The 26,147-nt window shown below is 57.1% G+C and carries 21 protein-coding genes, 1 tRNA gene, 1 pseudogene and 1 riboswitch; of the genes and pseudogenes, 18 read left to right on the plus strand and 5 right to left on the minus strand.

All coding sequences use genetic code 11. The features are described from left to right. Positions 1–332 precede the first annotated feature (332 nt). Positions 333–409 (plus strand) — tRNA-Met (locus PHA01_RS24810). A gap of 247 nt (positions 410–656) precedes the next feature. Here the strand turns inward: PHA01_RS24810 and PHA01_RS24815 are convergent. Next, positions 657–1,595: a threonine/serine dehydratase gene (locus tag PHA01_RS24815; RefSeq protein ID WP_271898957.1), complete on the minus strand. Its 939-nt coding sequence runs from the start codon at positions 1,593–1,595 to the stop codon at positions 657–659. Positions 1,596–1,790: 195 nt separating this feature from the next. Here PHA01_RS24815 and PHA01_RS24820 point away from each other — a divergent pair, with 195 nt between their 5' ends. The 3 genes from PHA01_RS24820 to PHA01_RS24830 are packed head-to-tail and all read left to right on the plus strand — an operon-like array spanning position 1,791 to position 6,246. Then, entirely contained in the window at positions 1,791–2,786 is a 996-nt protein-coding gene (locus PHA01_RS24820; RefSeq protein WP_271898958.1) for a sugar-binding transcriptional regulator, read from the plus strand. Between the two features lie 48 nt (positions 2,787–2,834). Next, positions 2,835–3,839 carry a deoxyribose-phosphate aldolase gene (gene deoC, locus PHA01_RS24825; protein ID WP_271898959.1) on the plus strand — a complete coding sequence of 335 codons (1,005 nt, stop codon included), beginning with the start codon at positions 2,835–2,837 and terminating at the stop codon, positions 3,837–3,839. 10 nt (positions 3,840–3,849) lie between these two features. Further along, a complete protein-coding gene (locus tag PHA01_RS24830) occupies positions 3,850–6,246 on the plus strand; it encodes an aldehyde dehydrogenase family protein (protein WP_271898960.1) in 2,397 nt (798 codons plus the stop codon). 143 nt (positions 6,247–6,389) lie between these two features. On the opposite strand, the gene PHA01_RS24835 is transcribed toward PHA01_RS24830, so the two are convergent. Both PHA01_RS24835 and PHA01_RS24840 read right to left on the minus strand, forming a co-directional pair. Continuing rightward, positions 6,390–7,196 carry an ABC transporter permease gene (locus PHA01_RS24835; RefSeq protein WP_271899035.1) on the minus strand — a complete coding sequence of 269 codons (807 nt, stop codon included), beginning with the start codon at positions 7,194–7,196 and terminating at the stop codon, positions 6,390–6,392. Then, complete coding sequence (locus PHA01_RS24840) at positions 7,196–8,182, minus strand: ATP-binding cassette domain-containing protein (RefSeq protein ID WP_271898962.1); 987 nt, start codon at positions 8,180–8,182, stop codon at positions 7,196–7,198. Before PHA01_RS24840 ends, PHA01_RS24835 begins: the two co-directional genes overlap by 1 nt. Before the next feature lie 207 nt (positions 8,183–8,389). Here PHA01_RS24840 and PHA01_RS24845 point away from each other — a divergent pair, with 207 nt between their 5' ends. From PHA01_RS24845 to gcvP, 4 genes are all read left to right on the plus strand, one after another. Then, positions 8,390–9,439 (plus strand): adenylate/guanylate cyclase domain-containing protein, encoded by a 1,050-nt coding sequence (locus PHA01_RS24845; protein ID WP_271898963.1) that lies wholly within the window; start codon positions 8,390–8,392, stop codon positions 9,437–9,439. A gap of 127 nt (positions 9,440–9,566) precedes the next feature. Beyond that, positions 9,567–9,665: riboswitch (glycine riboswitch) on the plus strand. Positions 9,666–9,821: 156 nt separating this feature from the next. Next, entirely contained in the window at positions 9,822–10,925 is a 1,104-nt protein-coding gene (gcvT, locus tag PHA01_RS24850) for a glycine cleavage system aminomethyltransferase GcvT (protein ID WP_271898964.1), read from the plus strand. A 5-nt stretch (positions 10,926–10,930) separates the two neighbouring features. After that, entirely contained in the window at positions 10,931–11,299 is a 369-nt protein-coding gene (gcvH, locus tag PHA01_RS24855; protein ID WP_271898965.1) for a glycine cleavage system protein GcvH, read from the plus strand. A gap of 3 nt (positions 11,300–11,302) precedes the next feature. Continuing rightward, positions 11,303–14,104, plus strand: coding sequence for an aminomethyl-transferring glycine dehydrogenase (gcvP, locus tag PHA01_RS24860; protein ID WP_271899036.1), 2,802 nt, complete (start codon positions 11,303–11,305; stop codon positions 14,102–14,104). A 53-nt stretch (positions 14,105–14,157) separates the two neighbouring features. On the opposite strand, the gene PHA01_RS24865 is transcribed toward gcvP, so the two are convergent. After that, a complete protein-coding gene (locus tag PHA01_RS24865) occupies positions 14,158–15,219 on the minus strand; it encodes a nucleotidyltransferase domain-containing protein (RefSeq protein ID WP_271898967.1) in 1,062 nt (353 codons plus the stop codon). A gap of 197 nt (positions 15,220–15,416) precedes the next feature. Then, positions 15,417–16,679 (minus strand): adenylate/guanylate cyclase domain-containing protein, encoded by a 1,263-nt coding sequence (locus PHA01_RS24870; RefSeq protein WP_271898968.1) that lies wholly within the window; start codon positions 16,677–16,679, stop codon positions 15,417–15,419. Between the two features lie 402 nt (positions 16,680–17,081). On the opposite strand from PHA01_RS24870, the gene PHA01_RS24875 reads away from it, so the two are divergent. The 10 genes and pseudogenes from PHA01_RS24875 (at position 17,082) to PHA01_RS24920 (ending at position 26,145) form a co-directional block, all read left to right on the plus strand. Next, positions 17,082–17,795 (plus strand): VirB8 family type IV secretion system protein, encoded by a 714-nt coding sequence (locus PHA01_RS24875; RefSeq protein WP_271898969.1) that lies wholly within the window; start codon positions 17,082–17,084, stop codon positions 17,793–17,795. Between the two features lie 71 nt (positions 17,796–17,866). Further along, a pseudogene (locus PHA01_RS24880) lies at positions 17,867–18,600 on the plus strand (TrbG/VirB9 family P-type conjugative transfer protein). A gap of 1 nt (position 18,601) precedes the next feature. Beyond that, entirely contained in the window at positions 18,602–19,960 is a 1,359-nt protein-coding gene (gene virB10 / locus PHA01_RS24885; protein ID WP_271898970.1) for a type IV secretion system protein VirB10, read from the plus strand. After that, the gene (gene virB11, locus PHA01_RS24890; RefSeq protein WP_271898971.1) at positions 19,957–21,072 is read left to right on the plus strand and encodes a P-type DNA transfer ATPase VirB11; all 1,116 of its coding nucleotides are present in this window, start codon (positions 19,957–19,959) and stop codon (positions 21,070–21,072) included. Before virB10 ends, virB11 begins: the two co-directional genes overlap by 4 nt. Next, positions 21,069–21,755 (plus strand): lytic transglycosylase domain-containing protein, encoded by a 687-nt coding sequence (locus tag PHA01_RS24895; RefSeq protein WP_271898973.1) that lies wholly within the window; start codon positions 21,069–21,071, stop codon positions 21,753–21,755. The genes virB11 and PHA01_RS24895 overlap by 4 nt, the downstream gene beginning before the upstream one ends. Positions 21,756–21,759: 4 nt before the next feature. After that, positions 21,760–22,056 carry a TrbC/VirB2 family type IV secretion system protein gene (locus PHA01_RS24900; protein WP_271898974.1) on the plus strand — a complete coding sequence of 99 codons (297 nt, stop codon included), beginning with the start codon at positions 21,760–21,762 and terminating at the stop codon, positions 22,054–22,056. 4 nt (positions 22,057–22,060) lie between these two features. Beyond that, positions 22,061–22,360, plus strand: coding sequence for a VirB3 family type IV secretion system protein (locus PHA01_RS24905; protein WP_271898975.1), 300 nt, complete (start codon positions 22,061–22,063; stop codon positions 22,358–22,360). Further along, positions 22,360–24,789, plus strand: coding sequence for a VirB4 family type IV secretion/conjugal transfer ATPase (locus tag PHA01_RS24910; RefSeq protein WP_271899037.1), 2,430 nt, complete (start codon positions 22,360–22,362; stop codon positions 24,787–24,789). The genes PHA01_RS24905 and PHA01_RS24910 overlap by 1 nt, the downstream gene beginning before the upstream one ends. Beyond that, positions 24,786–24,998: a hypothetical protein gene (locus PHA01_RS24915; RefSeq protein WP_271898976.1), complete on the plus strand. Its 213-nt coding sequence runs from the start codon at positions 24,786–24,788 to the stop codon at positions 24,996–24,998. The genes PHA01_RS24910 and PHA01_RS24915 overlap by 4 nt, the downstream gene beginning before the upstream one ends. After that, positions 24,985–26,145 carry a TrbL/VirB6 family protein gene (locus tag PHA01_RS24920; RefSeq protein WP_271898977.1) on the plus strand — a complete coding sequence of 387 codons (1,161 nt, stop codon included), beginning with the start codon at positions 24,985–24,987 and terminating at the stop codon, positions 26,143–26,145. The genes PHA01_RS24915 and PHA01_RS24920 overlap by 14 nt, the downstream gene beginning before the upstream one ends. The last annotated feature ends 2 nt before the right edge of the window (positions 26,146–26,147 follow it).

A 26,147-nucleotide genomic window follows, 5' to 3' on the forward strand; every position in this document is an offset into this window, starting at 1 on the left:
TTCGTCTCAAGACGCGGGAGAGTAGGTCGCTGCCAGGTCTGCCAAACGCAACGTTCATAACGCAGGCGCCCAAAAAGTCGCATGCGAAACAAAATCATCTTCTCGACAACACACAGACATTCAAAAAAGGCCGCGCATGCGGCCTTTTGCTTTTGCAAAACACAATGCGTAAGCGCATACTTACAAGCAAAGGCACGACATTCGGCAAAACGCCGATATGGTGACGCGGGGTAGCAGCACCCCGTCCAGCTCGACAAAAGCACTCTTCGCTTTTGCGGCCGGACGAACGGAAAAATCCGGGCTGCAGCGGCAACTTTGCCGTATCTTGGTGGCGCGGGGTGGAGCAGCCCGGTAGCTCGTCAGGCTCATAACCTGAAGGTCACAGGTTCAAATCCTGTCCCCGCAACCAGATCACTTTCCCACAAAACACCCATCGGCGCGCATCGGCAAACAACCTCGCTCGCCAGGCTCAAAACCTGAAGGGTGAACAACATCCGGCTTCGCCGGTCAAACAGTCCTGTGGACTGTTGGAAGGCCCGAACGGGCAAATCCTCGCCCCGCACATCATTCCAGCTTCTCAATCGACCGAGATCAAACAAAAACCCCGCATCAAGCGGCGTTTTTTGCGTTTGTAGTTCCTCAGACAACTGAGATACTCAGTCGAAACTCACAGCAGTTGTATTTGCACCGCAGATGAGAACTGCTACCCGCTCATCTGGTGCCGGAACATACTTACCGGATAAGATAGCGGCGAAGGCGGCGGCACCACCGGGTTCGGTCACGATACGCACCTTGTCCCACAGCGCAATTTGCGCCGCGCAGATATCGTCATCAGAGACGAGCACCGAGCGGTTGACGAAAGCCTGAGCGATCGGAAACATCAGTTTGCCCACCTGCTTCGGTGCCAGCGAATCGGCGGCAATACCTTCAGTCGGCGCATCGACAGGCTGACCCGCTTCAAGCGCCATATGAAGAGTTGGTGAGCCCTCCGGTTCAACGGCGACGACTTTCACCCGGCCTCTGAACCATGCCGCGATGCCGCCGATCAGTCCGCCGCCGCCAACCGCAACCAACAGTGTCGTTATGTCGGGTAGATCAGCTTCGATCTCCGCACCGAGAGTGCCCTGACCGAGCAGCGTCTCGGGTTGGTCATAGGCATGGACGGCCAGGGCGCCGTTCCTTTCGACAAATTTCTCGCTCGCGGCCAGAGCGTCGGCGTAGCGATCGCCGCCGATGATGAGAGCTGCGCCATAGCCGCGGATGCGTTCAGCCTTGGCCGGGGAGGTAACGCCCGGTACAAAGATCGTCGCGGGTACGCCAAGCCGCATCGCGGCGTAGGCGACCGCGGCGCCATGATTGCCACCGGATGCTGCCGCGACACCAGCCTCCGGAAGGGAGCGGGTCAAGAGATTGGTGAAGGCACCGCGCGCCTTGAACGAACCTGAATGCTGCAGATATTCCAGCTTGAGATCGACCGGACGCGGTGCAAGCCCGAAATCGCTCATGTCGACCCGCAAGGTTGGTGTGTGACGGATATGCGGGCGGATCAACCGCTCGATCTCGGCAATTCGTTCAGGCGTGATCAGGGAGTTCATGGGATTCTCGCTCGGGAAAGACAGGTGCGAAGAATAGTGGTGGAGGAGGCGGGGAGGCAAGTGCAAACGGTTGATCGTCGGGTAAGCCGCGTGAAACCGTCATTGACTCGAACCATGTCCGGGAGTATAAAATCACAAAAGAGCAATAAGTCTGCATTTGTTGTTACTTGAACCGCGAATGAAAGGAGGTCGATCATGAATGAAATTCGCCTTCAATCATCGAACAGGCTTCCTTCGGACGAGCAGCGCGAACATTTGATGGTCCGCGTCGCCAAGCTTTATTATGACCTTGAGTGGACGCAGGGGGATATCGCGGCTGAACTCGGCTTGACCCGCTGGCAGATCGGCCGGTTGCTGACCGAGGCGAGGGAGCTCGGCGTCGTCCGCATCGAGATCACTCCAAGGGTCATGCGCCGGACCGATCTCGAAGTGCGATTGCAGCAGCAATATTGCCTTAAAGACGCGATTGTCGTTCCGTCCGGGGACATGACGGACTCTGCGCTTTTGACCGAACGCGTGGCGCAGGCCGCGGCGACCTATCTTGCCGGGCTCACGCCGAAATCCGAACTGATCGGCGTTTCCTGGGGCCGCACCATGTCTGCCGTCGCGCGATTTTTGCCGAGCAACTGGAACCCGGGTGTGCATGTGGTGCTGGTCAACGGCGCGACCAATCTGCGTTCGACGTCGACGCATTCAAGCGCGGTTGCGGAAGAATTTGCCCGCGCCGCCAACGGGATCGCGACCTTGCTGCCGGTGCCGGCAATTGTCGGCAAGAAAAGCACGCGCGAGGTGCTGGAAGAAGACCCGATCATCGAGCGTGTGCTGCAACTCGCCATGCAGGCAGATGTAGTGTGCTTCAGCATGGGCGGCATCAACCATCAATCGGTACTGCTGAGCAACGGCTATCTTGATGAGGCCGATATGGACAGGCTGAAGGATGCGGGCGCTGTTGGCGACATACTTGGGCGGTTTGTCGATGAGAATGGCAGAATAATCGATGAGGCTATCGACGATCGCACCGTGGGCATGCGGCTCGAACATCTGAAGACCAAGCAGCAAGCCATCGGCGTGGTTGCGGGTGAAGACAAGCACCGGGTCGCCGTTGCAGCGTTGAAAGCGGGCTATGTGTCGGTCATCATCACCGATGAAGCAACAGCACTCTATGCATTGGAAAATCAAAATGGTGTCTGACACGCGTGAGGCGACGAATTGCCGTGTCGATCACAGGAAGGATCGCGCATGAACCGCCAGGATATTTTGGTATCGAAGGGGACGGACTTGGCAGTCCAGCATTCCCTAGCGCGCAACACCGGCACCAAGCTCGCGCTTGACTGGTTCGACGATATCGCCGTCAATCGCTCGGCGACGGAGCGCCGTGCTGCCACGCTGACGACACGCCGGACGGTGAAGAAGGAATATCAGGCGGCGTGGCTGATAAAGGCTATCACCTGCATCGATCTTACGACGCTTGCCGGTGACGATACGGCGGGTCGCGTTCATCGGCTTTGCGCCAAGGCAAGATGCCCGGTGCGGGAGGATATCCTCAAGGCTCTTGGCCTGACCGATGCGAACATCACGACGGGTGCTGTTTGCGTTTATCCGACAATGGTGCCGCATGCGGTGAAGGCACTGCGTGGTTCTGGAATCCCCGTTGCCTCGGTGGCAACTGGTTTCCCGGCTGGCCTCACGCCGCTGCCGCAGCGCCTTGCCGAGATCCACTATGCTGTGGGTGAGGGGGCTGCTGAAATCGACATCGTCATCACCCGCGAACACGTGCTAACCCAGAACTGGTCAGCGTTATACGATGAGATCGTGCAGATGCGGGAAGCGGCAGGCGATGCACATCTGAAGGCGATCCTGGCAACCGGCGACCTTAACACGCTGCGCAATGTCTATCGCGCTTCGATGGTCGCGATGCAGGCCGGCGCCGATTTCATCAAGACATCGACGGGCAAGGAGGAAGTGAATGCCACGCTTCCAGTCAGCCTGATCATGCTGCGCGCCTTGCGCGACTATGGCGAATTGTCGGGCCAGACTGTCGGCTTCAAGCCGGCAGGCGGCATGAAGACGGCCAAGGACGCCATGAACTGGCTGATCCTGATGAAGGAAGAACTGGGCCTGCGGTGGATGCAGCCTGAGCTTTTCCGCCTCGGTGCGAGTTCGATGCTCGGCGATATCGAACGGCAGCTGGAACATTACCTGACGGGCCGCTACGCCGCGTCTTCGCGCCACGCGCTTGCTTAAGGAAAATTTCATGGGACAGATCAAGGATATTCTTCGCACGATGGAATATGGCCCGGCACCGGAGAGCAACAGCGACGTTCAGGCTTGGCTTGATGCCAACAAAAAGGGCTTCGGTCATTTCATCAATGGCAAATTTACCGGCAGTGAAGGCCCCCAGACTTTCGCAGTGATCAATCCGGCCAACGAAAAAGTGCTGGCGAAGGTTGCGCACGGTGCGAAAGCGGACGTCGATGCCGCGGTGAAGGCAGCACGCTCTGCCTTCGGCAAGTGGTCCAAATTGCCGGGCCATGAGCGCGCCAAATATCTCTATGCCATCGCCCGCCATATCCAGAAGCGTGAGCGCTTCTTCTCGGTGCTCGAGACCATGGACAATGGCAAGCCCATCCGCGAGACACGCGACATCGATATCCCGCTTGTTGCCCGGCATTTTTACCACCATGCCGGTTGGGCCGAGATGGTCGAGACCGAGTTCGATGGCTTCTCGCCGGTCGGTGTGTGCGGACAGGTGATCCCGTGGAATTTCCCGCTGTTGATGCTGGCGTGGAAGATCGCTCCGGCGTTGGCTGCAGGAAATACGGTCGTCCTCAAGCCGGCCGAACTGACGCCGCTGACAGCGATCGCCTTTGCAGAGGTCTGCCACGAGGTCGGCTTGCCGGCAGGGGTGGTCAATATCGTCCATGGCGATGGCGCAACCGGCGCGCTGATTTGCGGCCATGAGGATATCGATAAGGTGGCGTTTACGGGCTCGACCGAAGTCGGACGTATCATCCGCGATCAGATTGCCGGCTCGGAGAAGAAGCTGTCGCTGGAGCTCGGCGGCAAGTCACCGTTCATCGTCTTCGAAGACGCGGACATGGACGGGGCGGTGGAAGGCGTGGTCGATGCCATCTGGTTCAACCAGGGCGAAGTCTGCTGTGCTGGTTCGCGCATCCTCGTGCAGGAAGGCATCGCGGAACGGTTTTACAACAAGCTGCGCAAGCGCATGGAGACGCTGCGCGTCGGCGATCCGCTGGACAAGACCATGGATATCGGTGCGCTTGTCTCGGCAGGACAGCTGAAACGCGTTTCGGCACTGGTCGAGCAGGGCAAGGCCCAGGGCGGCACGCTGTGGCAGGCACCCGTGAAACTTCCGTCCAAGGGCAGTTATTTTGCGCCCGGCTTCTTTACCGACATAGAACCTGCATCGACAGTTTGCGAAGTCGAGATTTTCGGGCCCGTGGCCACAGCCACCACCTTCCGGACGCCGGACGAAGCGATAGCGCTTGCCAACAACACGAAGTACGGGCTTGCCGCATCGATCTGGTCGGAGAATATCAATCTTGCGCTCGATATGGCTGCTCGTGTCAAGGCCGGTGTCGTCTGGATCAACTCGACCAACCTGCTGGATGCCGGCGCTGGTTTCGGCGGTTACCGCGAAAGCGGTTTCGGCCGTGAAGGCGGCCGTGAGGGTCTCTATGAGTACCTGACAGCCAATTGGGAAAAGCGGTTGCCGCTGGCAAAATCCGGACCGGTATTCAAGCCTTCAGCGGCGCCGGATGGAGATGCTAAGGTCACGGCCGGCGGCACAATCGACCGCACGGCGAAGAATTATGTGGGCGGCAAGCAGGCGCGTCCGGACGGCGGTTACAGCTATTCGGTGCTAGGCAAGGGCGGACAGGTCATTGGCCAGGCCGGACTCGGCAACCGCAAGGACATTCGCAACGCCGTCGAGGCGGCGGCCAAAGCCGGCGCATGGGGTGGCACGACGGCGCATAACCGCGCGCAGGTGCTGTATTATCTCGGCGAAAACCTGAGCGCGCGTCAGGCCGAATTCGAAGCACTGCTGGCGATAAGTACCGGCGTTTCGGCAAAGGCCGCAGCCGAGGAGTTTGCCGTCGCGCTCCGCCGCATCTTCTACTACGCGGCGCAGGCGGACAAATATGATGGTGCGGTTCACTCGACCAAATCACGCCATGTGACATTGGCGATGAATGAGCCTTGGGGTGTCATGGGTATCGTGTGCCCCGACGAAGTGCCGCTGCTGTCGTTCGTATCGCTGGTCTTGCCGGCGATCGCCATGGGCAACCGCGTGGTCGCCATTCCTTCGTCGCGGCATCCGCTATTGGCAACCAGTCTCTATCAGGTGTTCGACACATCAGACATTCCGGGCGGCGTGGTCAACATCGTTACCGGCGAACGCGATGTTCTAGCCAGGACATTGGCCGAGCATGATGAGGTCGATGCGATCTGGTATGTCGGCACGAAGGAGGGAAGCACGATGGTGGAAAAAGCTTCGTGCGGGAACCTCAAGGCGACATGGGTCAACAATGGACGCCAGCGCGACTGGCTCAGTGCTCAAGGGCAGGGCAAGGAATACTTGCGACGCGCTGTGCAGATTAAAAACATCTGGGTCCCCTATGGCGAGTAAAATCCGCCAGAGCGGGCTGCAAATGGCGATTTTCTCCGCTCCGATGCTCATGTACCCAAAAGTACACTCCGCTTCGGGGCTCGAAAATCAACATTTTCGCCACGCGCTGACGAATTTTCAGGTGGCTCATACTCGTTCATCGCTTACTTGCGGCGATAGAGGTACAGCGTCAGCGGTGCGAGCACGATAGTCAGTAATATCGGGGCTATAAGCGCTGCGCCCAGCTGGGTGGCGGTCGCGTTTCCGGCCATCAGACCGCGCATGGCTGTCGTCATCAGCGACACCGGATTGACATCGACGAAGAGCCTCAACCAGCCTGGCATTGTTGCAGGGTCTACCATGATGTTGGAGGCGAAGACCAAGGGCATGATGCCGGTAAAGGCCATCGTCATGACGGTGCTGGGCGTGCGCATGACCAGCCCGAGCACCAGGAATATCCAGCCGAACCCAAACCCGATCACCACTAGCAGAAGGAGCGCTTCGACGACGCCCATGATGCCGCCTTCCGGCCTGTAGCCGAGGAGGACGCCGATGAACAGGATAAGCAGCGACGCGATCAGGTGACGCAGAATATCCCCCACCATCAAGCCGGCGAAGGGTGACAGCGACCAGATCGGCAATGAACGGAACCGGTCGAACAGACCCTTGCCAAGGTCTGTACTCAGCCCCATACCGGAGTACATCGAATTGAACACCACCGTCTGCACCAGAATGCCGGGAAGAAAATATTGCAGATAGGCCGCTGTAGAACCTGAAAGGGCGCCGCCGAACACGAAGGTGAACAACAGGGTGAACATGATCGGCGTCATGACCAGGTCGAAGAGCTGTTCCGGGACGTGCTTGAATTTAAGCACGGCGCGCCAACCGAAAACGAGCGCATTGGACAGCGCCGAAGGCTGTGGCGGACGGGTGGCGTAGATGAGCGAAGTCGTTGCGGTTTCGTTGTCCATCATGCTTCTCCCGGAGAAGGCTGGCTTTCGGTGATGTGCCCGGTCAAAGCGAAGAACACCTCGTCGAGGCTGGGCGCGCCCATCGAGAAATCGGCAAGTTCAATATTTGCGGCGATCAATGCGGCCAGACCACGATTGGCGTTTTGCGGCGTATCAACCATCAGTGACAGCGCCGCGCTTTCAGAACTGCGTTGCGCCTTGCTGCCGGTTATTTCTGCCAGCAGACGTTCGGCTTCCTCGATACGTGTTGCATCGACCAATGTCAGATGCAGGAAGCCCGACCCCGTTGCCGCCTTGAGCTCACGGCTGGTGCCCTCGGCAATTTTCTTGCCGTGATCGATCACGGCAATGCGCGCGGCAAGCTGGTCGGCCTCCTCCAGATATTGCGTCGTGAGAAGAATGGTTACGCCTGCCTCGGAGAGTGAGCGGATCATGCGCCAGACGCTCTTGCGCGCCATCGGGTCGAGCCCGGTCGTCGGCTCGTCGAGGAACAAGACGCCCGGCGTAACCACGAGCGAGGCTGCGATATCCAGCCGGCGCCGCATACCGCCGGAATAATCCTTGACCTGTTTGGTGGAGGCATCTGCAAGATCAAATGCGGTTAGCAAGTCATCGGCGCGCTCTTTCGCTGACTGGCCACGAAAGCCCCAGAGGCGAGCCAGCAGGATCAGGTTTTCACGTCCGGTCAGATCTTCGTCAAGCGAGGCAAACTGCCCGGTCATGGCGATGGAACCGCGCACATCGTGTGGTGATTTCGCGAGGTCGTATCCAAGGACCTTCGCAGAGCCTGCATCGGGCGGCAGCAGCGTCGCCAGCATACGCAGCAAGGTTGTCTTCCCGGCACCGTTCGGTCCGAGGATGCCGAAGATCATGCCGCGAGGAACGTCGAGATCTATGCCATCCACGGCACGAACATCGCCGAAATGCTTTGAGAGGCCGCGCGCTTCGATGGCGGCACTTTTCGGCGGTTGGGCGGTATCGGGCATCGTCACGGTCCTTCGATTTGCAGTTGGCCGACTATGAGTCAGCGGCAAGATGGGCAGCGGCGGGGCGGCACTGATAGCAATGATGGCGTTTTCTGTCAAAGTGTCGCAGGCAGCTGCCTGAAATCTGCCGTCTCGCACGACGAATGACAGAAAGAAATACCGTGCAATAATTATTCGGAAAGCTTCAATGTTCACAATGCTGGTATCATGAACAGATATTCCTTCGGCTTCTGGATATTCGTTTTGTGCGTCGTCGCCATCAGCGGCGTGGTTTACGGCGCAATATTCTATGATGACTGGTCGCTGATTGGCGCCGTTTTCGCCCTGTTTGTCTGTGTTCCGGTCATTGCCTTTGAGCGGGGACTGCTGCTGCCGCGTCTGAACGCCTGGGTTACATCTCTTTCGACCCCGGCCTATATTATTTTCTCCCTTCTGGTTTTCTATTTGATGGTCAGCGTGGCTTTCGCGGCCTGTGGTGGACTGCTTTGGCTCTTAGGGCGTCTCAAGGTGGTCACTTGGCAGGAGGCTGTCATTTTGCCGGCGGATATCTTGCTCTACACGATGGGGGTGTCGCTGATCCTCAGTTTTGTCACCCGCGTCCGCGAACTGCTCGGCCGCGATGTCTTCGCCAGTCTGCTTCTTGGCCGGTACCGCAAACCCATCGAAGAAGAGCGGGTGTTCCTGTTCATCGATCTTGTCGGATCTACGTCTTTTGCCGAGGAATTCGGGGATTTGCGCGCGCAACAGTTTCTCAGCGCGCTTTTTACGGCTTTCGCCAAACCGGTGCGACAGTATCGAGGCACCATTGACGATTATATTGGTGATGCGGCGATTATAACCTGGCCGATGGCGCGCGGGTTGAGACAAGATAACTGCGTGAAGTGTGCATTCGCGATCGTGGACGCGATCGAGGCCGACGCTGATAAATGGCTGCAGAAATTCGGTCGGGTGCCGCGTCTGCGCATAGCTCTGCATGGCGGGCCCATTGTCACCGCAGAAGTCGGAGTGGATCACCACAAGATCGCTTATTTTGGCGATACCGTGAATACGACAGCACGTCTGGAAGGCCTGAGCCGCACACTCGGCGTGCCGATATTGATTTCGAGCGATCTGGCGAAACGCCTGGAATTTTCGGGCGACATCAAAGCTGAATATCTCGGCCAGCATGCGCTGAAGGGCAGGGGCCAGTCGCTCGGTGTCATGGCGTTGAGACGGGAGAAGGAACCTGCACTAAAGCTGGTGGCTCGGAGTGCCTAACGTATATTCTGCCCTCGACAATTTCTGTCCACAAAGCGTCAAATCGGCGGATTGGGCGGTGACAGCGCTTGTGCGGTGCGATATGGTCTCCTTCGTCGAGGGTCTTCGGTTGTAGAATCAAGGGCCCTGTCAATTTGCGGGAGAGTGTCTTTGCACAGCGATGTGCAGGTCCACCGAAGGGGAAATCGCCCGAAATCTCTCAGGTAGCAAGAACCGCAAAAGGATAAGACAACTCTGGAAAGTCGAGGGAAACCTCGCGCCGAAGGTGTAAGTGCAGCCGGACGTAAGTCCTAAGCTGCGCGAGTCTCTCAGGCTTCCGACAGAGGGGCAAAGAAACGGTCCGTCCTTGTGGCGGGGATCTTTGCACGACTCTGGAGTAAAAATGGGCGCTGAAAAAAACCTGAAATCATTGCCGCTTGATGATCTGCATAAAGCCGCCGGCGCGCGCTTTGGCGGGTTTGCAGGCTGGTCCATGCCAATCACTTATCCATTGGGGGTGATGAAAGAGCATCTGCATACGCGCGAGAAAGCCGGGCTGTTCGACATCTCGCACATGCAGCTGTTCGATATTGCAGGACCCGGAACAGCGGCGCTGCTTTCCCATATTTGCCCGTTAGATGCAGATGCGCTGGCGACAGGGCAATCCAAATATACATTCTTTCTCAACGAACAGGCGGGCATTCTCGATGATCTGATTGTCACGAGATTGGGCGGAGACCATTTCATGGTCGTCGCCAATGCCGGCAATGCAGCCGCTGACGAAGCGCATTTGCGCGACGTTGCGAAGGGCTTTGATTGCAAGATCGAAGCGCTTGATCGCGTGTTCCTGGCAATTCAGGGACCGCAGGCGGTGGATGTGCTGCGTGTGGCCGGAGTTCCCGGAACAGAGCTTGCGTTCATGCATGGCTTCGAGCCCAAGCCTGGCTGGTTCATGAGCCGCTCGGGCTATACAGGGGAGGACGGTTTCGAGATCGGCCTGCCAGCAGATGAAGCGCGCGAACTCGCGACCGTGCTCCTTGCAGACGAACGCGTGGCGTGGGTCGGGCTTGCTGCGCGTGACAGTCTGCGACTGGAGGCCGGCCTCTGCCTGCACGGCCAGGACATCACGCCGGACATCGATCCCGTCGATGCAGGTCTTACCTGGGCGATCGCCAAGCCAGTGCGTGAAAAGGCCGGATTCATCGGCGCCAAAGCTCTGCTCGACAAGATCGCCAAGGGGCCGGGAAGAAAACGCGTGGGTCTGAAACCCGATAGCCGCCAGCCTGTGCGGTCTGATTCCATTCTGGTCGATATCCACGGCAATGCGGTCGGTGTCGTGACATCGGGCGGTTTCGGGCCCTCGGCAGGCTTTCCTGTTGCGATGGGCTATGTCGGCAAGGATTTCGCCCCCATCGGTACCCAGGTTTTCGCCGAAGTGCGCGGTAACCGCATTGCACTCCACGTTCATTCACTTCCCTTCACTCCACACCGCTACCACAAAGGATAATTCAGATGGCAGCCACTTATTTTACCGAAGATCACGAATGGGTCCGCGTCGAAGACGGCATCGCCACCGTCGGCATTACCGATCATGCGCAGGACCAGCTCGGCGATCTCGTCTTCGTTCAATTGCCGGATGTCGGTCAATACTTGTCGAAGGGTGATGCCGCTGTTGTGGTGGAATCGGTCAAGGCGGCTTCGGATGTCTATGCGCCGCTGGACGGCGAAGTGACTGAAGTCAACGAAGCGACGGCAAGCGATCCCGCGCTGGTCAATTCTTCGGCAACCGGCGATGGCTGGCTATGGAAGATGAAATTGTCCGACACGGACCAGTTGACCGGTTTGCTCGACGAAGCCGGCTACAAAGCGATTATTGGTTGATCGATCATGAATAAAAGCATTTTTCCGTTTTCCGACCGCCATATCGGCCCGAGCATACATGGCTCACGCGCAATGCTGGCGGCACTAGGCATTCCCTCGCTGGAAACCCTGATTTCACAGGCTGTACCGAAATCCATTCGTCTGGAACGGCCGCTGAACATTCCCGAAGCTGCCAATGAGGCGGAAGCACTGGCGGAACTCAGCCTCAAGATGGGTCAGAACAAGACCCATAAGAGCTTCATCGGGCAGGGCTATCACGGCACGCACGTACCCGCGGTCATCCAGCGCAATCTCTTTGAGAACCCCGCGTGGTACACGGCTTATACGCCCTACCAGTCAGAGATAAGTCAGGGACGGCTGGAGTTGCTGTTCCATTTCCAGACATTGGTTACAGAACTGACAGGCTTGCCGGTTGCATCCGCATCGCTGCTGGACGAGGCGACCGCAGTGGCGGAAGCCGTTGGCATCGCCTACCGTCATCATCGCGAAAAGCGTAACCGCATCGTGCTTGCGGGAGAAGTGCATCCGCAGATCCTCGATGTGGTCAGGACCCGCGCCGAGCCTCTTGGCATGAGCGTGAACGGCGGCGAGATCGATGCCAGCGTCGCGGCGATCATCGTGCCATGGCCCGACACCTATGGTGTCTATGGCGATCACTCGGCGATCATCAAGGCTGCAAAAGCGGCCGGCGCGCTGGTTATTGTGGTCGCTGATCCCCTCGCGCTGACGATCACAGCTTCCCCTGCTTCGCTTGGGGCGGATATTGCCGCTGGTTCCATGCAGCGCTTCGGCGTTCCGATCGGCTATGGTGGACCGCATGCAGCATATCTCGCAGTGAGCGATAATCTTACCCGGCTTATCCCAGGACGTCTGGTTGGCCAGTCGGTAGACAGCAAGGGGCGACCGGGCTACCGCCTCGCGCTGCAAACTCGCGAGCAGCATATCCGCCGCGACAAGGCGACATCGAATATCTGTACCGCTCAGGCACTGCTTGCCAATATGGCGGTGTCCTTCGCCATCTGGCATGGTCCGCAGGGACTTCGGGCTATTGCAGCCCAAGTTCATGCAAGAGCTGCGCGTCTTGCAGCGGGACTTGAGGCTGCCGGCCTCAAGCTTGGCGGCGAACGCTTCTTCGATACGATAACGGTCAGCGTCCCCGGCACGGCGACTTCCATTGCTGACGCTGCCGAAAAGGGCGGGCGCTTGCTCCGGGTCATTGATCAGGACCGGCTCGGCATTACCGTTGACGAGACGACAACGGACGGGGACCTCAGCGCAGTTGCAGCGCTGTTCGGTGCAAGCTTGCCGAATGATCCCGGTCTAAAGCTGCCAAATACACGGCCAGCTGAAGGGTTTATGACCCAGGCCGTGTTTCATCAGCAACGCTCCGAAACCGAGATGATGCGTTTCCTGCGCCGGCTTGCCGACAAGGATCTGGCACTTGACCGTGCCATGATCCCGCTGGGCTCCTGTACGATGAAGCTCAACGCCGCAGCCGAAATGCTGCCCGTCAGCTGGACGAGCATCGCCAATGTGCACCCCTTTGCGCCATCCGATCACGCGATCGGGTATAAATCGCTGACGGATGATCTTGAAGCGTGGCTGTCCGAGATTACCGGATTCGATGCGGTTTCCCTGCAGCCGAATGCAGGCAGTCAAGGCGAATATGCGGGCTTGCTTGCCATCCGCCGCTATCATCTCGACCGCGGTGACGATCATCGCGATATCTGCCTCATTCCTGAATCGGCGCATGGCACCAACCCGGCCAGCGCGCACATGGCAGGCATGAGAGTCGTCGTCGTCGCTTGCGAAGAAGCGGGTGACATCGATCTCGACGATCTGACGGCCAAGGCTGAGATGCACAGTGACAACCTCGCAGCGCTGATGATCACGTACCCCTCGACACACGGGGTGTTCGAGGAGGGCGTGAAAGATATTTGCGCGGTTATCCACGGCCACGGCGGACAGGTTTATTTCGATGGCGCTAACCTCAATGCGCTGGTTGGTCTGGCTCGTCCCGGCGATATCGGGGCAGATGTTTGCCATATGAACCTGCACAAGACCTTCTGCATTCCGCATGGCGGAGGCGGGCCGGGTGTAGGGCCAATCGGCGTCAAAAAGCACTTGGCACCATTCCTGCCCGGGCACGTCGCTAAGGGTTCAGGGCATGCGGTTTCGGCAGCACCATTCGGCAGTGCGTCGATCCTGCCTATCACCTGGATGTACATTCGCATGATGGGCGGCGACGGATTGAAGCGTGCGACCGAGATGGCGATCCTCAATGCCAATTACATCGCCGAACGGCTGAAAGATACCTATCCCGTGCTGTTCCAGGGGCGCAATGGCCGTGTGGCGCATGAGTGTATCCTCGATACACGGGTATTGAAGGAAAGCGCCGGGATCAACGTCGAAGACATTGCCAAACGGCTCATCGACTATGGCTTTCACGCGCCGACCATGTCCTGGCCCATTGCTGGAACGCTGATGGTCGAGCCGACCGAGTCGGAATCGAAACGTGAGATCGACCGATTCTGTGATGCGATGATTGCCATTGCCAACGAGGCGGCAAAAGTGGCGAGTGGTGAGTGGCCAAAGGATGATAATCCGCTGGTCAATGCACCGCATCCAGCCGGTGACGTTCTGGCCGATGACTGGTCACATCCCTACAGTCGCAGCGAGGCGAGCCTCCCGGCTGACGAAAGCGAAGACAATCCCAAGTATTGGCCTCCGGTTTCGCGCGTCGACAATGTCGCTGGCGACCGCAATCTGGTTTGCTCCTGCCCGCCTATGCAGGCTTATAGCTAGATATCGCCTATTGCTAAGGCGCCGGAACGTATCCCGGCGCCTCAGCGTTTCAGTCACCAATTTGGTGTGAGGCGCAATTCGTCATTGTTGTTGCCCGTGACCGGATCGAGTTGCGTTGCCAGCTGACGCAATGCAAGCGGCAAAGCCTGCAAGTCGCTGGATTCAAAAGAAAGATGCGGCAGTTGCTTGGCGATGAGTTCGGCTACGATCCGTGCTTGCTGTTCATCCCGTATACGCTTGGCCGCATCGCGATCGGCTCGCCGTGATAACCACAATTTATGCAGCGCGAAGGCTCGGGGATCCGGGCAGGAATAGGCCAACGGGTAGCCTCGCTCATCGATTACTATAGCCTGTGCCTTTGGACTGTTGACGAGCCAGGACAGCCCCTCGATTTCAATCGCCTGCAGATCGTCGGCATCAACGCTGAAACGCGTCTTTTCTTTTGATGACATGACGTCTTTCGGTACGGGCTTGATGAGATCCACCAGAAAACCGTCCCGGTTCGCTGCCCTATAGCCGTTCCTGGCCAAAGGTACGAACGAATGGTCGATTTTCTGCAGAAGGCCGATCAATCCCTTGTGGGAAAAGTCCTTGGTTATCAACCGCAGGTTGAACCGCGAATCCATCAACAGGTCGACATCCTGCGTCGAAAGCAATCCGCTGGTGATGTGAACGGCGGCCATGCGTTCATAGACAAACAGTGCATTGGTGCCGACAACATCAATGGCCGTGCCTATGAGACCGAGCTTGTCGAGTGCACGGAGAATACGGGCCGTCAAAAGCGGTACACGGCCCAAAGCCATGGCGCGATTGACCGGAGCCAATTCATCCAGGCGTTGTGCAAGGCGCGCTACGCGCTCCTTGGAATTGTCGCGGCCAGCATGGAACTGGCTATAGATCGTCTCGGTTTCAGGCGATCGCGGGCCCAAAGATTTCCATATTCCGTTGGTCTTTTTGTAGAGATATTCCATGTCATTCGTGCTTTTCTTCCACGACATCGACCCGGAAAAGCGCTGCTCATATTCCTTCAAGCTACTCCGATAGACCTCATAAGCCTGCGTAGTATCGATGTGCTGGCGTATTTGTTCAGAGGATAATTCATTGAATTTACTCATCTTATCCCTATGAGGTAGCATACTGAGCGTAAAAGGGATAATATCACATATATTCGGGATTAAAATACTGATTCACAACGTATTATCCCTAAGATTCCAAATCCGGCGCACAAAGGGATAATGTCATAAGTTCCATAATTAAGCTTATGCAATTTTCTTGGTACAGCTGGCCCGAGTGCGCCATGTCACGCAAATGCCTATTCAGACTGGGCGGCGTGTTGTGCTCGGCCAGCCGCTCTATATTTTTCGAGGATTATCGGATCAATCGTAAACAATTCCTGCGCTCTGCCTACGCCGCGCAGCGCGAAGCGGCCAACGGATACCAGTTTTGCGCGTAGTTCTTCAGGCAGAGCTGCGGCGAAACGGTCGGAAAGGAGAACGTCCTGATCAACCGACCGGCACATGGAGGCAATGCGGCTGACTTCGTTTACTGCAGGTCCGACGACTGTAAAGTCAAGCCGCGTATCGCTACCGATATTGCCATAGAAAACCTCACCGATGTGAACGCCAAGATAAACATCCGTCGCGGGTGCACCGCTGGCTTTGCGCGTCTTGTTGAGTACCACCACGCGCTTGCGCAGGTGCATCTGCGCTTTCAATGCGGCGGTAGCCGCGCTTGCCGAATCCTCTTCGGTGAAAATCGCAAGTATGCCATCCCCGATCAGCTTCAATACATCGCCACCCGCCTCCTGCACCGATGAAATGACGGCTTCAGCGTAGTCGTTCAACATGGGGATGATCGCATCAGGTGCAGCTGCATCGGAGATGCGAGTGTAATCCCGCAAGTCGGAATACCATAAAACCGCCTCGATGCGCTCGGCCGAACCGCGGTTGATCCTCCCTGCAAGCACGCGTTTCGCTGCATCACGGCCGAGATAGACATCGGCCAGTGTTCTGACGATGCGCGTGAGCGAAGCGCATTTGACGGCGAGAGCGAGACCCCTCACCAATCGCCTGAGCGCGTCTACATCGTTCTCGGAGAAACCCTCTGAATCAGCGGTCGACCAGGAGGAATAGAAGCAGTCCATCTCGCCGATGCTACCTTCGCTCGAAAACCGATTCATGAAAGCGAGATAATCGGTACAACCCTCGCTTTTGAGAGTCGTCAGATGACGGAAGCCGATATTATCAACCTCGGCAAGCCGATGGCGCATCTCGTCCTCACCGATCTGCAGGAGATGGTAGAAAGTGGAATTCTGCCAGTTGTCAGCGCTTTCGCCTTGTTGTGAGGAGCCATATTCGATGATGGCTTTCTCGACTTCCCCATCTCGACGCCACGGGAATGCCCTGCCCTCATATATCGGATGAAGCGTATCGACAAAGGCGCTCGCACGTTCGAGCTGAACGCCTGCAGCGAGGCATCGCGCGCAGAAGCCGTTGAACAGGTCCATCTCTGACATGCCCGACAATCCTTGCAGATCAAGCCAGGTTTCGATTTCGACGATATCGGCTTCGTTCATGGTTTTGGCGCTCGCACTGCTGATGGCCACGGCTTAACACGTTACGGTTGTTTGAAAAAGATTGTGGCGCCGTATCGTGCCGGAGTTTTTCAATATTTTCAACGATAGGTATCTTGGTAAAAATACAACCTAACTCACTGTAAATCGTCTAAAATTTCCAGATTTGGTAGCATAGAGCGACGATTTCATAATACTTAAGTCTCATTGACAGAAGTAGGTCAACTAAATACTCGCATTGTATTGCAGGCTCTCGCATGGGCTAATTTCAACTGACTTTGAATTTGTTTAAACCGCATTTTTTGAACGTAAAGCGTATAATTCAACCGATTTAGGCGGAATGATTTTGAATCCAGTGTTTCAAGTGTCGCGTGCGTGCCTCGCGTTATGTTCCAGCTTTTTTCCATGAGCGACCACGCGTCAAACCATGAAAAGAAAACCGGCCCTGACGCCCGCTATTTTAGCGAGGCGGTCCGCTGGGAAAACGATGTCATCCGTTCGGTCGAGCGTTCCCGCTCCATGGCCTGGATCGTCGCCGGTATTAGCGCACTGCTGGCGGTTACGGCTATGGCTTGTCTGGCTTTGCTTCTGCCATTGAAAAGCTTCGAGCCCTATGTCATCGAGGTCGACAAGACCACCGGTTTCATGGAGATCAAACGGCCTCTCGCAGAAGGCGATCTGACGCAATCGGAAGCGGTCACAAGGATGAATGTCGTGCGCTACATACGAGCGCGGGAGACCTATGATCCTTCTGCTGTACAGGACAATTTCGATATGGCGCAGATGTTGTCGACCGGCGATGCTGCGCGCGACCTTCTGAACCTTTACGGGCCGTCCAGTCCGACCAATCCCGTAAATCGCTTTGGCAGCGCGACGCGTGTACTGCCGACCATCAAGTCGATACAAATCCCCAACAACCGTACAGCAATCGTGCGGTTTTCGACGCAGCGCATAGGGCAGGATACAGGACCGGAGGAACACTGGGTTGCACTGATGCATTTCCGCTATTCGCGCGAGCCGATGACCAATGAATGGCGTTTCGACAATCCGCTGGGTTTCCAGGTTATCGATTACCGCCGCGATCAGGAAAGCGTCCCCGCAAGCGGTGGCCAACCATGATCGCGGGGCTCCCGCAACCGATCGCGCCCTACATGCGGCTGGTGCTGATCGCCTTGTGTCTTGCGGGATCAATGACGCAAGCGCTTGCCGAGATAGCTCCGCGACGTGGTGCGGCAGATGCGCGCGTCCGCACGGTCATCTATAATTCGGCCAATGTGGTTTCTGTCGATGCAAGTCACGGCGTCTCGACGATGATCGTGCTGGGGGATGCCGAAAAGATCGAGACTGTGGCGGTCGGTGATAGCCTTTCGTGGAAGATCGAACCCAACAAGCGCGGCAACATCATCTTTCTGAAACCTGTCGAAGCAAAGACGACCACGAATATGAATGTTGTGAGCGACAAACACGTTTACACATTTATCCTGCGCGCTCACGCGGAATCGGAAGGCGATCAGACATACATGGTCAAATTTCGCTATCCCGATGAAGAGGCCGATTCAAAGCTTCTGGCAGAAGCGCAACGGCTTGTTTCGGAGCCGAACCGCGACAACTTCCAGTTTCAGGATACCAATACCAACTATAGTTTTCGCGGCGACGCCGAACTCAAACCACGAACGCTTTTGACGATGGCGTGAAGACCTGGTTTCGTTTTGAAAGCGATATCCCAGCCATCTTTATTGTAGAGGGTGGAAAGCGCGAGATACTCGCCAACTTCCGCCGTGAGGGTGATTACATCGTTGTCGACAAGGTCGCCAGGCAATGGATGTTGCGTCGCAGCGATTATGCGCTCTGCCTTTTCAATCTGAAAAAAGGCACCCCGGTTGCCGCCATTGCCAGCAATTCCTCCGACAAAAGGATGAGGTGAGATGCCTGATCCCGATTACCATCTCAATGTAGAACTCGAAGAGGCTGCACGATCAAAGCTGGCCGAGCCAAAGCGTGGTTTGAACAAGACAGTGTTGATCGTGCTGCTCGCGTTGGTCAGCTTACCACTGCTCGCAATGCCCTTCTGGCTTCAACGTCCGTCAACGCCTGATAATGTCGATACCGGTGATGAGAACCTGCTGTCGCCAGTCGGCAAAGTTCAATTGGCGGTTCCTCCCGCATTAAAAGAACCATCTCCCGCGCCTGAGCCTACGCCAGCGGTGCAGCAGCCATCGCAGGCCGACGCAGATGCCGCTGCCGAGCGGGCACGATTGCAGGCGGAGGAGGAAGCACGGCGAATGACAGAGGCGGAGCGACTGGCGCGGGAATCAGAGACCGACGAGAAAAAGTGGGAACGCTATCGCTCCCCGATGGTCGTGACCGAAACCGGTCAAACCGAAGGACTGGCAGCCGAGCAGCCAAAACCACCGACGGATGCGGAGAAAGCCGCCGCTACATTCCAGGATGCTAATCCCAACGGGCAGTTTTTGTCTGCCATGGCAACCAAGACGGTTGAAGTTGCAAAGGCCGAACGGACAAAGCGCATCGATGCACTTGTGCCGCAGGGAACGATGATCCGCGGGGTTCTTGAAACGGCCGTGCAGACGGATCTGCCTGGCATGGTGCGGGCCGTGACCACCGAGGATATATGGTCGTTCGACGGAAGGCGGATTCTCATCCCTGCTGCATCGCGCATGATCGGCGAATACAATGCCGGCGTTGCACAGGGGCAGACCCGCGCCTTCATCGTCTGGACGCGGCTCCTGCGTGCTGACGGCGTTTCAATGAATCTCGGTTCGATCGGCACCGATGAACTCGGTCGGTCGGGATCTGCCGGCGATGTCAACAACCACTATCTGAAGCGGTTTGGCGCCGCTGGCGTGCTGAGCATTATCAGTGCGGGTACGCAATTGATGGCCGCTGGTAGCACGCACAAGACCACCTACACCGGACCCATACAGACGCTGGTTCCTGATGCCAAGTATCCGGGTGGCTTCAGGCCGGTTACGACCTATCCAGACAATGATGATCGGACCGGCGATCTAGCCATGCAAGGTGCGGCTCTCGCGGTCCAGAATTTCACGCAGCTCGCCCAAGAGGCCCTGAAAGCGCAGATCAACATTCCGCCAACCATTACCATTGATCAGGGAACACCGGTGTCGATTTTCGTGCGGCGCGATCTCGATTTCTCCGATCTTTACCCGGATCCGGTCATGCAGAAGCTCAAGGAGCTAAAGAAGGGACGCGGCTGGGATACAGAAGAAGGTACACAGCCAGTTTACAAGGGGGGCACGCCGTGAGCCTTGCAGCACCCCTCTCCGCATTGATCGATTTGGCGTTTACCCCCCTGCGGCACTTTCTTCAGACGCCGGATGTCGTCGAGATATGCATCAATCAGCCGGGCGCCGTGTTCATCGAACATGCAGGGGGAAGCTCGGGTGCTGCGATGGTGCGCCACGCGATGCCGGAATTGACGGCCGAAAGGATCCGCTTCATGGCGGAGCGCATTGCCGCGGCAAGTCACCAATTCGTCAACGACGAAGAGCCGCTATTGTCGGCCGCGCTGCCGGATGGCGCGCGTATTCAGGTTGTACTGCCGCCTGCAGCGCCGCAAGGGGGAGCTATTGTCCTCCGCCGGCAGGTCGCGCGCAGCCTTTTCCTTTCCGACTACGCAGCTTCAGGGGCGCTGGACTCTGCTTTGGTGACGGATAGTGCGCATCAGTTTACAGACGACGAAGACGATCTATGCAAATTGCTCGCTGCGGGAGATATCTGGACGTTTCTGCGTGAAGCCGTGCAACGCCGCGTGTCCATTATGGTTTCTGGCGGTACGGGGTCTGGTAAGACAACATTTCTGAATGCGCTGATGCAGGAGATCCCGGCGCACGAGCGACTGATTACCATTGAGGATACCCCGGAACTGACGCCTCCACAGGAGAACCATGTCCGTCTCATCGCGACGCGCGGCAATCAAAATATCGCCCGCATCGAGCCGCGTCACCTGGTCGAGGCATCCCTGCGCATGCGGCCGGATCGATTGTTGCTTGGCGAAGTACGCGGTGGCGAGGCGCTTGATTTTCTCCAGGCAATCAATACCGGCCACCCCGGCTCGCTCTCGACTGTCCATGCCAACTCTCCGTCTGCCGCCTACACGCGGCTGGCGCTTCTCGTTATGCAAAGCGGCGCCGGGGGCGGGCTCGGTCTGAGCAAGACCGAGATCATCGATACGCTGCGCACGACATTGCCACTGGTCATCCAGCTTGGCCGCCGGGATGGCCGTCCGGGCCTTGTCACGGAGATTTTCTACGATCCCTTCGTTCGCGCCAATCTGCAGCGGCCGGTCGCACTTATGAGCAACGATCTAACCAGATTTGAGAACACTGGGATTGTTTCGATAGGTCGAAACCAATGAACAGGCGCGTTTTGTTTTCCGCTATCAGCGTCGCTTTCGGGTCGGCCTTTTGCAGCTCGGGACATGCTGCGTCCGACGAACAGCCTCTGAAGGTTACAGTAATTCAGGACGACGTAGTTTCGAACACGGACGCAGCGCCGGCGCCGCGGCCCTCTGCGGCAGCGCCCTGCAAACTTGGATCTCCAATCGATGCAGTTCAGGGCGAGGCCATTGTTCGCAAGATTGCCGGAGAGGAACGCTTCGATCTTGATCTCGTGCTGGCGATCGCCCGCCAGGAGAGTGGCTTTCGCATGAACAGCATCTCAAGTGCAGGCGCGGTTGGCTTGATGCAATTGATGCCGGGAACGGCGAAGCGTTTTGATGTCGATATCTGCGATCCTGAAGACAATGTGCGCGGCGCGATCCGTTATCTGCGTCTGCTGCAGAAGAGATACCAAAACCCGCTCTATGTGCTGGCTGCCTATAATGCCGGTGAAGGGGCTGTCGAGCAAAGCCGCGGCGTTCCGCTTTATCCAGAAACCGTTCGGTACGTCTCTGCCATTCTCACCGATCTCTATGGATGGAAACCACTTGAACGGCCGACAGCCAAGGCGCGTGGGAATGACGCCATAAACATACAAGAAAAGCCCGAGGATGGCAGTCGGGAAACGTGGTCCCAAGGATTTGTTCTTCATGTGGAGTAGTTCAATGTTTTTACGTTCAAAAGTTTTCGAAGCTTTCTTATTGTTATCGTTCACAATTTTTGCCGGGGATGCCTTTGCACAGAGCCTGCAACCGGTGACAGGTGTGCTGCAGACCCTCATTTCAATTCTTACAGGTCCGATTGCCTCGATGCTCGCAATCCTGGCCGTCATCAGCTGCGGCTTTCTAGCCTGGTCGGGGCGTTTCACCTGGAGCATCGCCGGTTCCGTGATCATGGGGATTGTGCTGGTGTTCGGCTCGACGCAGATCGTGGCGTTCTTTCAGAGCGCTTTGGGCCATTGAATAGATGACCGAGGATGCGCCGGACATGACCCCGCTGGTCAAGGCCCTAACGAGAGCACCGACGCTTTTTGGCGTGCCATATATGTACGCCATGTTCAACATGGTGGTAACGGCGGTGGTCTTCCTGGCAACAAAGAGCCTTTTCACGCTATTCCTGGTCTTGCCTATCCATAGTTTCGGCTATTTTTTGACGCTGCGCGATGAGCAGATCTTCAACATTCTCCGTGTCAAGGGTGCAAGAACTCCCCCACAGTCGAAAGTCCTGTGGGGCGTTAAAAGCTATGCACCGGGGGACCAGGCATGATGTCCCGTCTGGTGCGCAAAGAGATGCGTTTTGGAGCGCAAGCCAAGCGAGAGCGTTCGGTTGCCACGCACGTGCCCTACGCACGCCATGTCGATGACACGGTATTGCGCACCAAGGACGGGCTGCTCTTATGCACACTCAAGCTCGATGGCTTTTGTTTCGAGACTGCGGACATGGCGCAGATCAATGGCAAGCTTGAGGGGCGTAATATGATCTTGCGTTCACTCGGCAGCAGCCGCTACGCGGTCTATGGTCACATGATCCGGCGCCGGCTCGAGCCGAAGCTTGAGGGCGAATTCGACAATCAATTTGCAGCTGAATTGAACCGCCGATACATGGCGCAGCTCGAAGAGCGGCGCATGTTCGTCAATGACATGTATATCACGGTCGTCCGCCGTCCTCTGCGCGGTCAGGTCGGATTGATAGACAGCTTGACGCGCAGCCTGTTTGCCGGTCGTAGTACCAAAGAGCACGCGAAGGGTGCCCGGCGGGGAGAGGATGAGGAGCTTCGCGAACTGCACGACGCCGTTCTAGGTGTGCGTGAGGTCCTGCAGGATTATCAGGCGCGTATTCTCGGTATCCGTGAACCTGAGCCAGGGAACTATTTCTCCGAGCCGCTGGAATTTCTGGTTCAAATACTCAATGGGCTTGATCCAGTTTCGATGCGTTTGCCGCGCATGCCGCTCGATGGTGCGCTTGCGATGAAGCGGCTGCACTTCGGGCGCAATGCTGTAGAGTTCGTCGGCGCGACGCCGCCAAGAGACTCACGGCTCGGTGCCATGCTGTCGGTGCGCGAATATCCATCCTATACGGGCCCCCTCCTGCTCGACGGGCTGCTGAAGGTTCCGCACGAATTTATCGTCAGCCAGAGTTTTGCCATTGTTGACAAGCCTGTGGCGCAGAACCAGATGGAGCGTGTCTACCGCCAGATTTCCATGGCCGATGAGGCTGGTTCGATTGTCGGAAATCAACTCGCCGGGGCACGCGATGAGCTTCTGAGCTCGCGCTCCATCTATGGCGAACACCACCTGTCGGTCATGTGCCTTGGCGATGACAAGGCTGAGCTTGATCGCTGCATCCGCTCCGTCGGAGCTACGCTCACCGATCAATCCATTATCTGGCTGCGCGAGGATCTGAACTGTGAACCAGCATTCTGGGCGCAGCTGCCCGGTAATTTTTCTTATATCGCCCGGGCGGCGATGATTTCGTCGAAGAATTTTGCCGGGTTTCTGTCGTTGCATAATTTTCCCAGCGGCCAGAAGGAGGGCAACCACTGGGGCAGCGCCATTTCGCTACTGGAGACGACTAGCCAAAGCGCTTACTTCTTTAATTTTCACGTCCGTGATCTCGGTAATTTCACCATGGTAGGACCATCCGGCTCAGGCAAGACGGTGGCCCTCTCTTTTCTGATGGCGCAGTCGCAGCGCATCAAACCAACGCCCCGCTGCATTTTTTTCGACAAGGATCGGGGCGGCGAAATTTTCATTCGAGCACTGGGAGGCAACTACGAAGTCCTTCAACCAGGTGCGCCGACTGGTTTCAATCCCCTCGCCCTGCCCGACACTGCGGGAAATCGCGAGTTTCTGTTCCAGTTGTTTTCGTTGATGCTGCGCCGCCCGGATGGTTTGTCGCTGCCTGCCAGCGAGGAAAGCGTCATCCGCGCAGCAATCGGTCAGATCATGTCGACCGGGTCGGATGGCCGGTCTCTGCCGGCCTTTGCAACCTTGCTGCGTGGCCGGATACGCGCCGGCGATGACGATCTTCTGGCCCGGTTCGAAAAATGGCTCCGCCCTGACCAATTGGGCTGGTTGTTCAACAATCCGCAAGATCGTTTCACTTGGTCGGAGATTTCAGGCTTCGACATGACGAAAATCCTGGACGATCCCCTCACCCGTAGCGCCGCACTGATGTATATCTTTCATCGGCTGGACGAATTGCTCGACGGTAATCCTGTCCTGATCTTTCTCGATGAAGGCTGGCGGCTGCTCGAAGATCCGGTGTTCGCGACCTTCATCCGTGACAAGATGAAGACGATCCGCAAGTTCAACGGGATTATAGGTTTCGGTACGCAAAGCGCCTCGGATATCGTTAATTCTCAAATCGCCAACACGCTGATCGAACAGAGCGCGACGCATATTTTCTTCCCCAATCCACGCGCCGATCTGGAGAGTCACGGCAGTGGGCTCGGGCTCTCCTCTCGCGAAGTCGAATGGATCAAGACAACGGATCCGGCAAGCCGCTCCTTTCTGATCAAACACGGCCAGGAATCGGTGATAGCCAGACTTCGCCTCAATGGCATGGACGATCTCCTGAAGGTGCTGTCCGGCCGGGCTGAAACAGTCCACGAACTGACGGTTCTGCGCGAGCAGCTCGGGGATGATCCAAAACAATGGCTGCCGGTGTTTTGCGGTCAAGGAGACAGGTCGTGAGAATCATATCGGTTAGCGTCGTGCTTTTCGCCGCTGCATTGTGCGTGGGGTGCGGGGGCGGTCACAAACTGAAGACGCCTTGTGACCTGCCCGCCTCGGCCTTGTCCTATGGTGCTCCCGATTGCGGCCCGCTGCGACCGGTCAACGAGGCGTTCGACATTGTTATCCTGCCGCCGCCGCAATCGGGAGTGTCCAGTGGAGGGAGCTAATTCTATCGCTGCACTATCGAGTAATATCGACAGCCTGGGTACAAATTTTACGGCGGCGACCTACGGCGTCTTCGCCTATTACCTCACACCCGTCATGGCCGCGCTATTTACTCTTTACCTGATCTTTTGGGGATTCCGGTTCTGGCAGGGACAGGGGGGCAGCATCGCCGGCATGGTGTTCAAGCTCGTCCGCATAGCCATCATCTTCTCGCTCGTGACCGCATGGGGACCTTTTCAGGTCGCGCTCTACGGACTTTTCACCAACGCGCCCTACATGGTAAGTTCCGTCATGCTCAATCATATCGTCAATCCTCGCAGTGGCAAAGCAATGGGATTTGGCACTGTCGCCAACGACCTCAACGCAGTCTACGGTTTCGCGCTAACTGCGTCGGCCAAAATCGAGCAGTCAGCAGTCGCGGCTGCCGCCCCCTTGCCTCAACCTGTTTCCGAAGAAGGCAGCCCGCCAAACCCGGCAAAATCAAATCCGATTGCCCAATCAAAAAGTCCTGTGGATAATCCGCTGACAGTGCCATTGAGCTCTTCGGTGCAGGCAGCCATCATATGGATCGCCGCAGCGTTGTTCGTCGGCTACGCGGTTGCACTCCTCTTGTTTGCAAAAGTTGCGTTGTGGATCATGCTTGCGCTTGCTCCATTTTTCATCGTGTTGCTGATGTTCCAAATCCCGTCACGGTACTTTTCCGGCTGGCTCACGGGCACGATCCAGATAATCCTGATACCGATCTTTCTGACAACCTTCCTCAGTTTTTACAATATCGGTATACAGGATGTCGTGAAGGCGCTGGTGTTAAGCCTTGCAAAGGGCAGCATACCTGCCATGAAGGATGCCGGTCCTTTTGTGCTCGTTTGCCTGACGGGATTTTTCCTGCTTACTCAGATCGTGCCGCTCAGCGGCCGAATTGCGACAAGCAGCCAGGAATGGTTCACCAACCTTGCGTCTCACGCGGGCAATGCCAGCAGAAACATCGCCAGTTCCATGGCTGCAGGACGCGGCGTCCGAAATTCCTCTGGAAACACTTCAATCGCTTCTGCGCCCGCACAACTTTCGCACGAACATACGGGCGAAACGAACCTGCGCGAGGTGCAAGACAGAAATGCGGCGGTTAATCGGCAGAGCAGAAACCGGTAGCG

It is taken from the genome of Candidatus Phyllobacterium onerii, assembly GCF_028331445.1.
GTDB classification, from domain to species: Bacteria; Pseudomonadota; Alphaproteobacteria; order Rhizobiales; family Rhizobiaceae; genus Phyllobacterium; species Phyllobacterium onerii.

Bases quoted from the DNA above. Each gene is read 5' to 3' on its own strand.
- PHA01_RS24815 (WP_271898957.1), bottom strand. From the start codon at position 1,595: ATGAACTCCCTGATCACGCCTGAACGAATTGCCGAGATCGAGCGGTTG.
- PHA01_RS24820 (WP_271898958.1), top strand. From the start codon at position 1,791: ATGAATGAAATTCGCCTTCAATCATCGAACAGGCTTCCTTCGGACGAG.
- deoC (WP_271898959.1), top strand. From the start codon at position 2,835: ATGAACCGCCAGGATATTTTGGTATCGAAGGGGACGGACTTGGCAGTC.
- PHA01_RS24830 (WP_271898960.1), top strand. From the start codon at position 3,850: ATGGGACAGATCAAGGATATTCTTCGCACGATGGAATATGGCCCGGCA.
- PHA01_RS24835 (WP_271899035.1), bottom strand. From the start codon at position 7,196: ATGGACAACGAAACCGCAACGACTTCGCTCATCTACGCCACCCGTCCG.
- PHA01_RS24840 (WP_271898962.1), bottom strand. From the start codon at position 8,182: ATGCCCGATACCGCCCAACCGCCGAAAAGTGCCGCCATCGAAGCGCGC.
- PHA01_RS24845 (WP_271898963.1), top strand. From the start codon at position 8,390: ATGAACAGATATTCCTTCGGCTTCTGGATATTCGTTTTGTGCGTCGTC.
- gcvT (WP_271898964.1), top strand. From the start codon at position 9,822: ATGGGCGCTGAAAAAAACCTGAAATCATTGCCGCTTGATGATCTGCAT.
- gcvH (WP_271898965.1), top strand. From the start codon at position 10,931: ATGGCAGCCACTTATTTTACCGAAGATCACGAATGGGTCCGCGTCGAA.
- PHA01_RS24865 (WP_271898967.1), bottom strand. From the start codon at position 15,219: ATGAGTAAATTCAATGAATTATCCTCTGAACAAATACGCCAGCACATC.
- PHA01_RS24870 (WP_271898968.1), bottom strand. From the start codon at position 16,679: ATGAACGAAGCCGATATCGTCGAAATCGAAACCTGGCTTGATCTGCAA.
- PHA01_RS24875 (WP_271898969.1), top strand. From the start codon at position 17,082: ATGAGCGACCACGCGTCAAACCATGAAAAGAAAACCGGCCCTGACGCC.
- virB10 (WP_271898970.1), top strand. From the start codon at position 18,602: ATGCCTGATCCCGATTACCATCTCAATGTAGAACTCGAAGAGGCTGCA.
- PHA01_RS24895 (WP_271898973.1), top strand. From the start codon at position 21,069: ATGAACAGGCGCGTTTTGTTTTCCGCTATCAGCGTCGCTTTCGGGTCG.
- PHA01_RS24900 (WP_271898974.1), top strand. From the start codon at position 21,760: ATGTTTTTACGTTCAAAAGTTTTCGAAGCTTTCTTATTGTTATCGTTC.
- PHA01_RS24905 (WP_271898975.1), top strand. From the start codon at position 22,061: ATGACCGAGGATGCGCCGGACATGACCCCGCTGGTCAAGGCCCTAACG.
- PHA01_RS24910 (WP_271899037.1), top strand. From the start codon at position 22,360: ATGTCCCGTCTGGTGCGCAAAGAGATGCGTTTTGGAGCGCAAGCCAAG.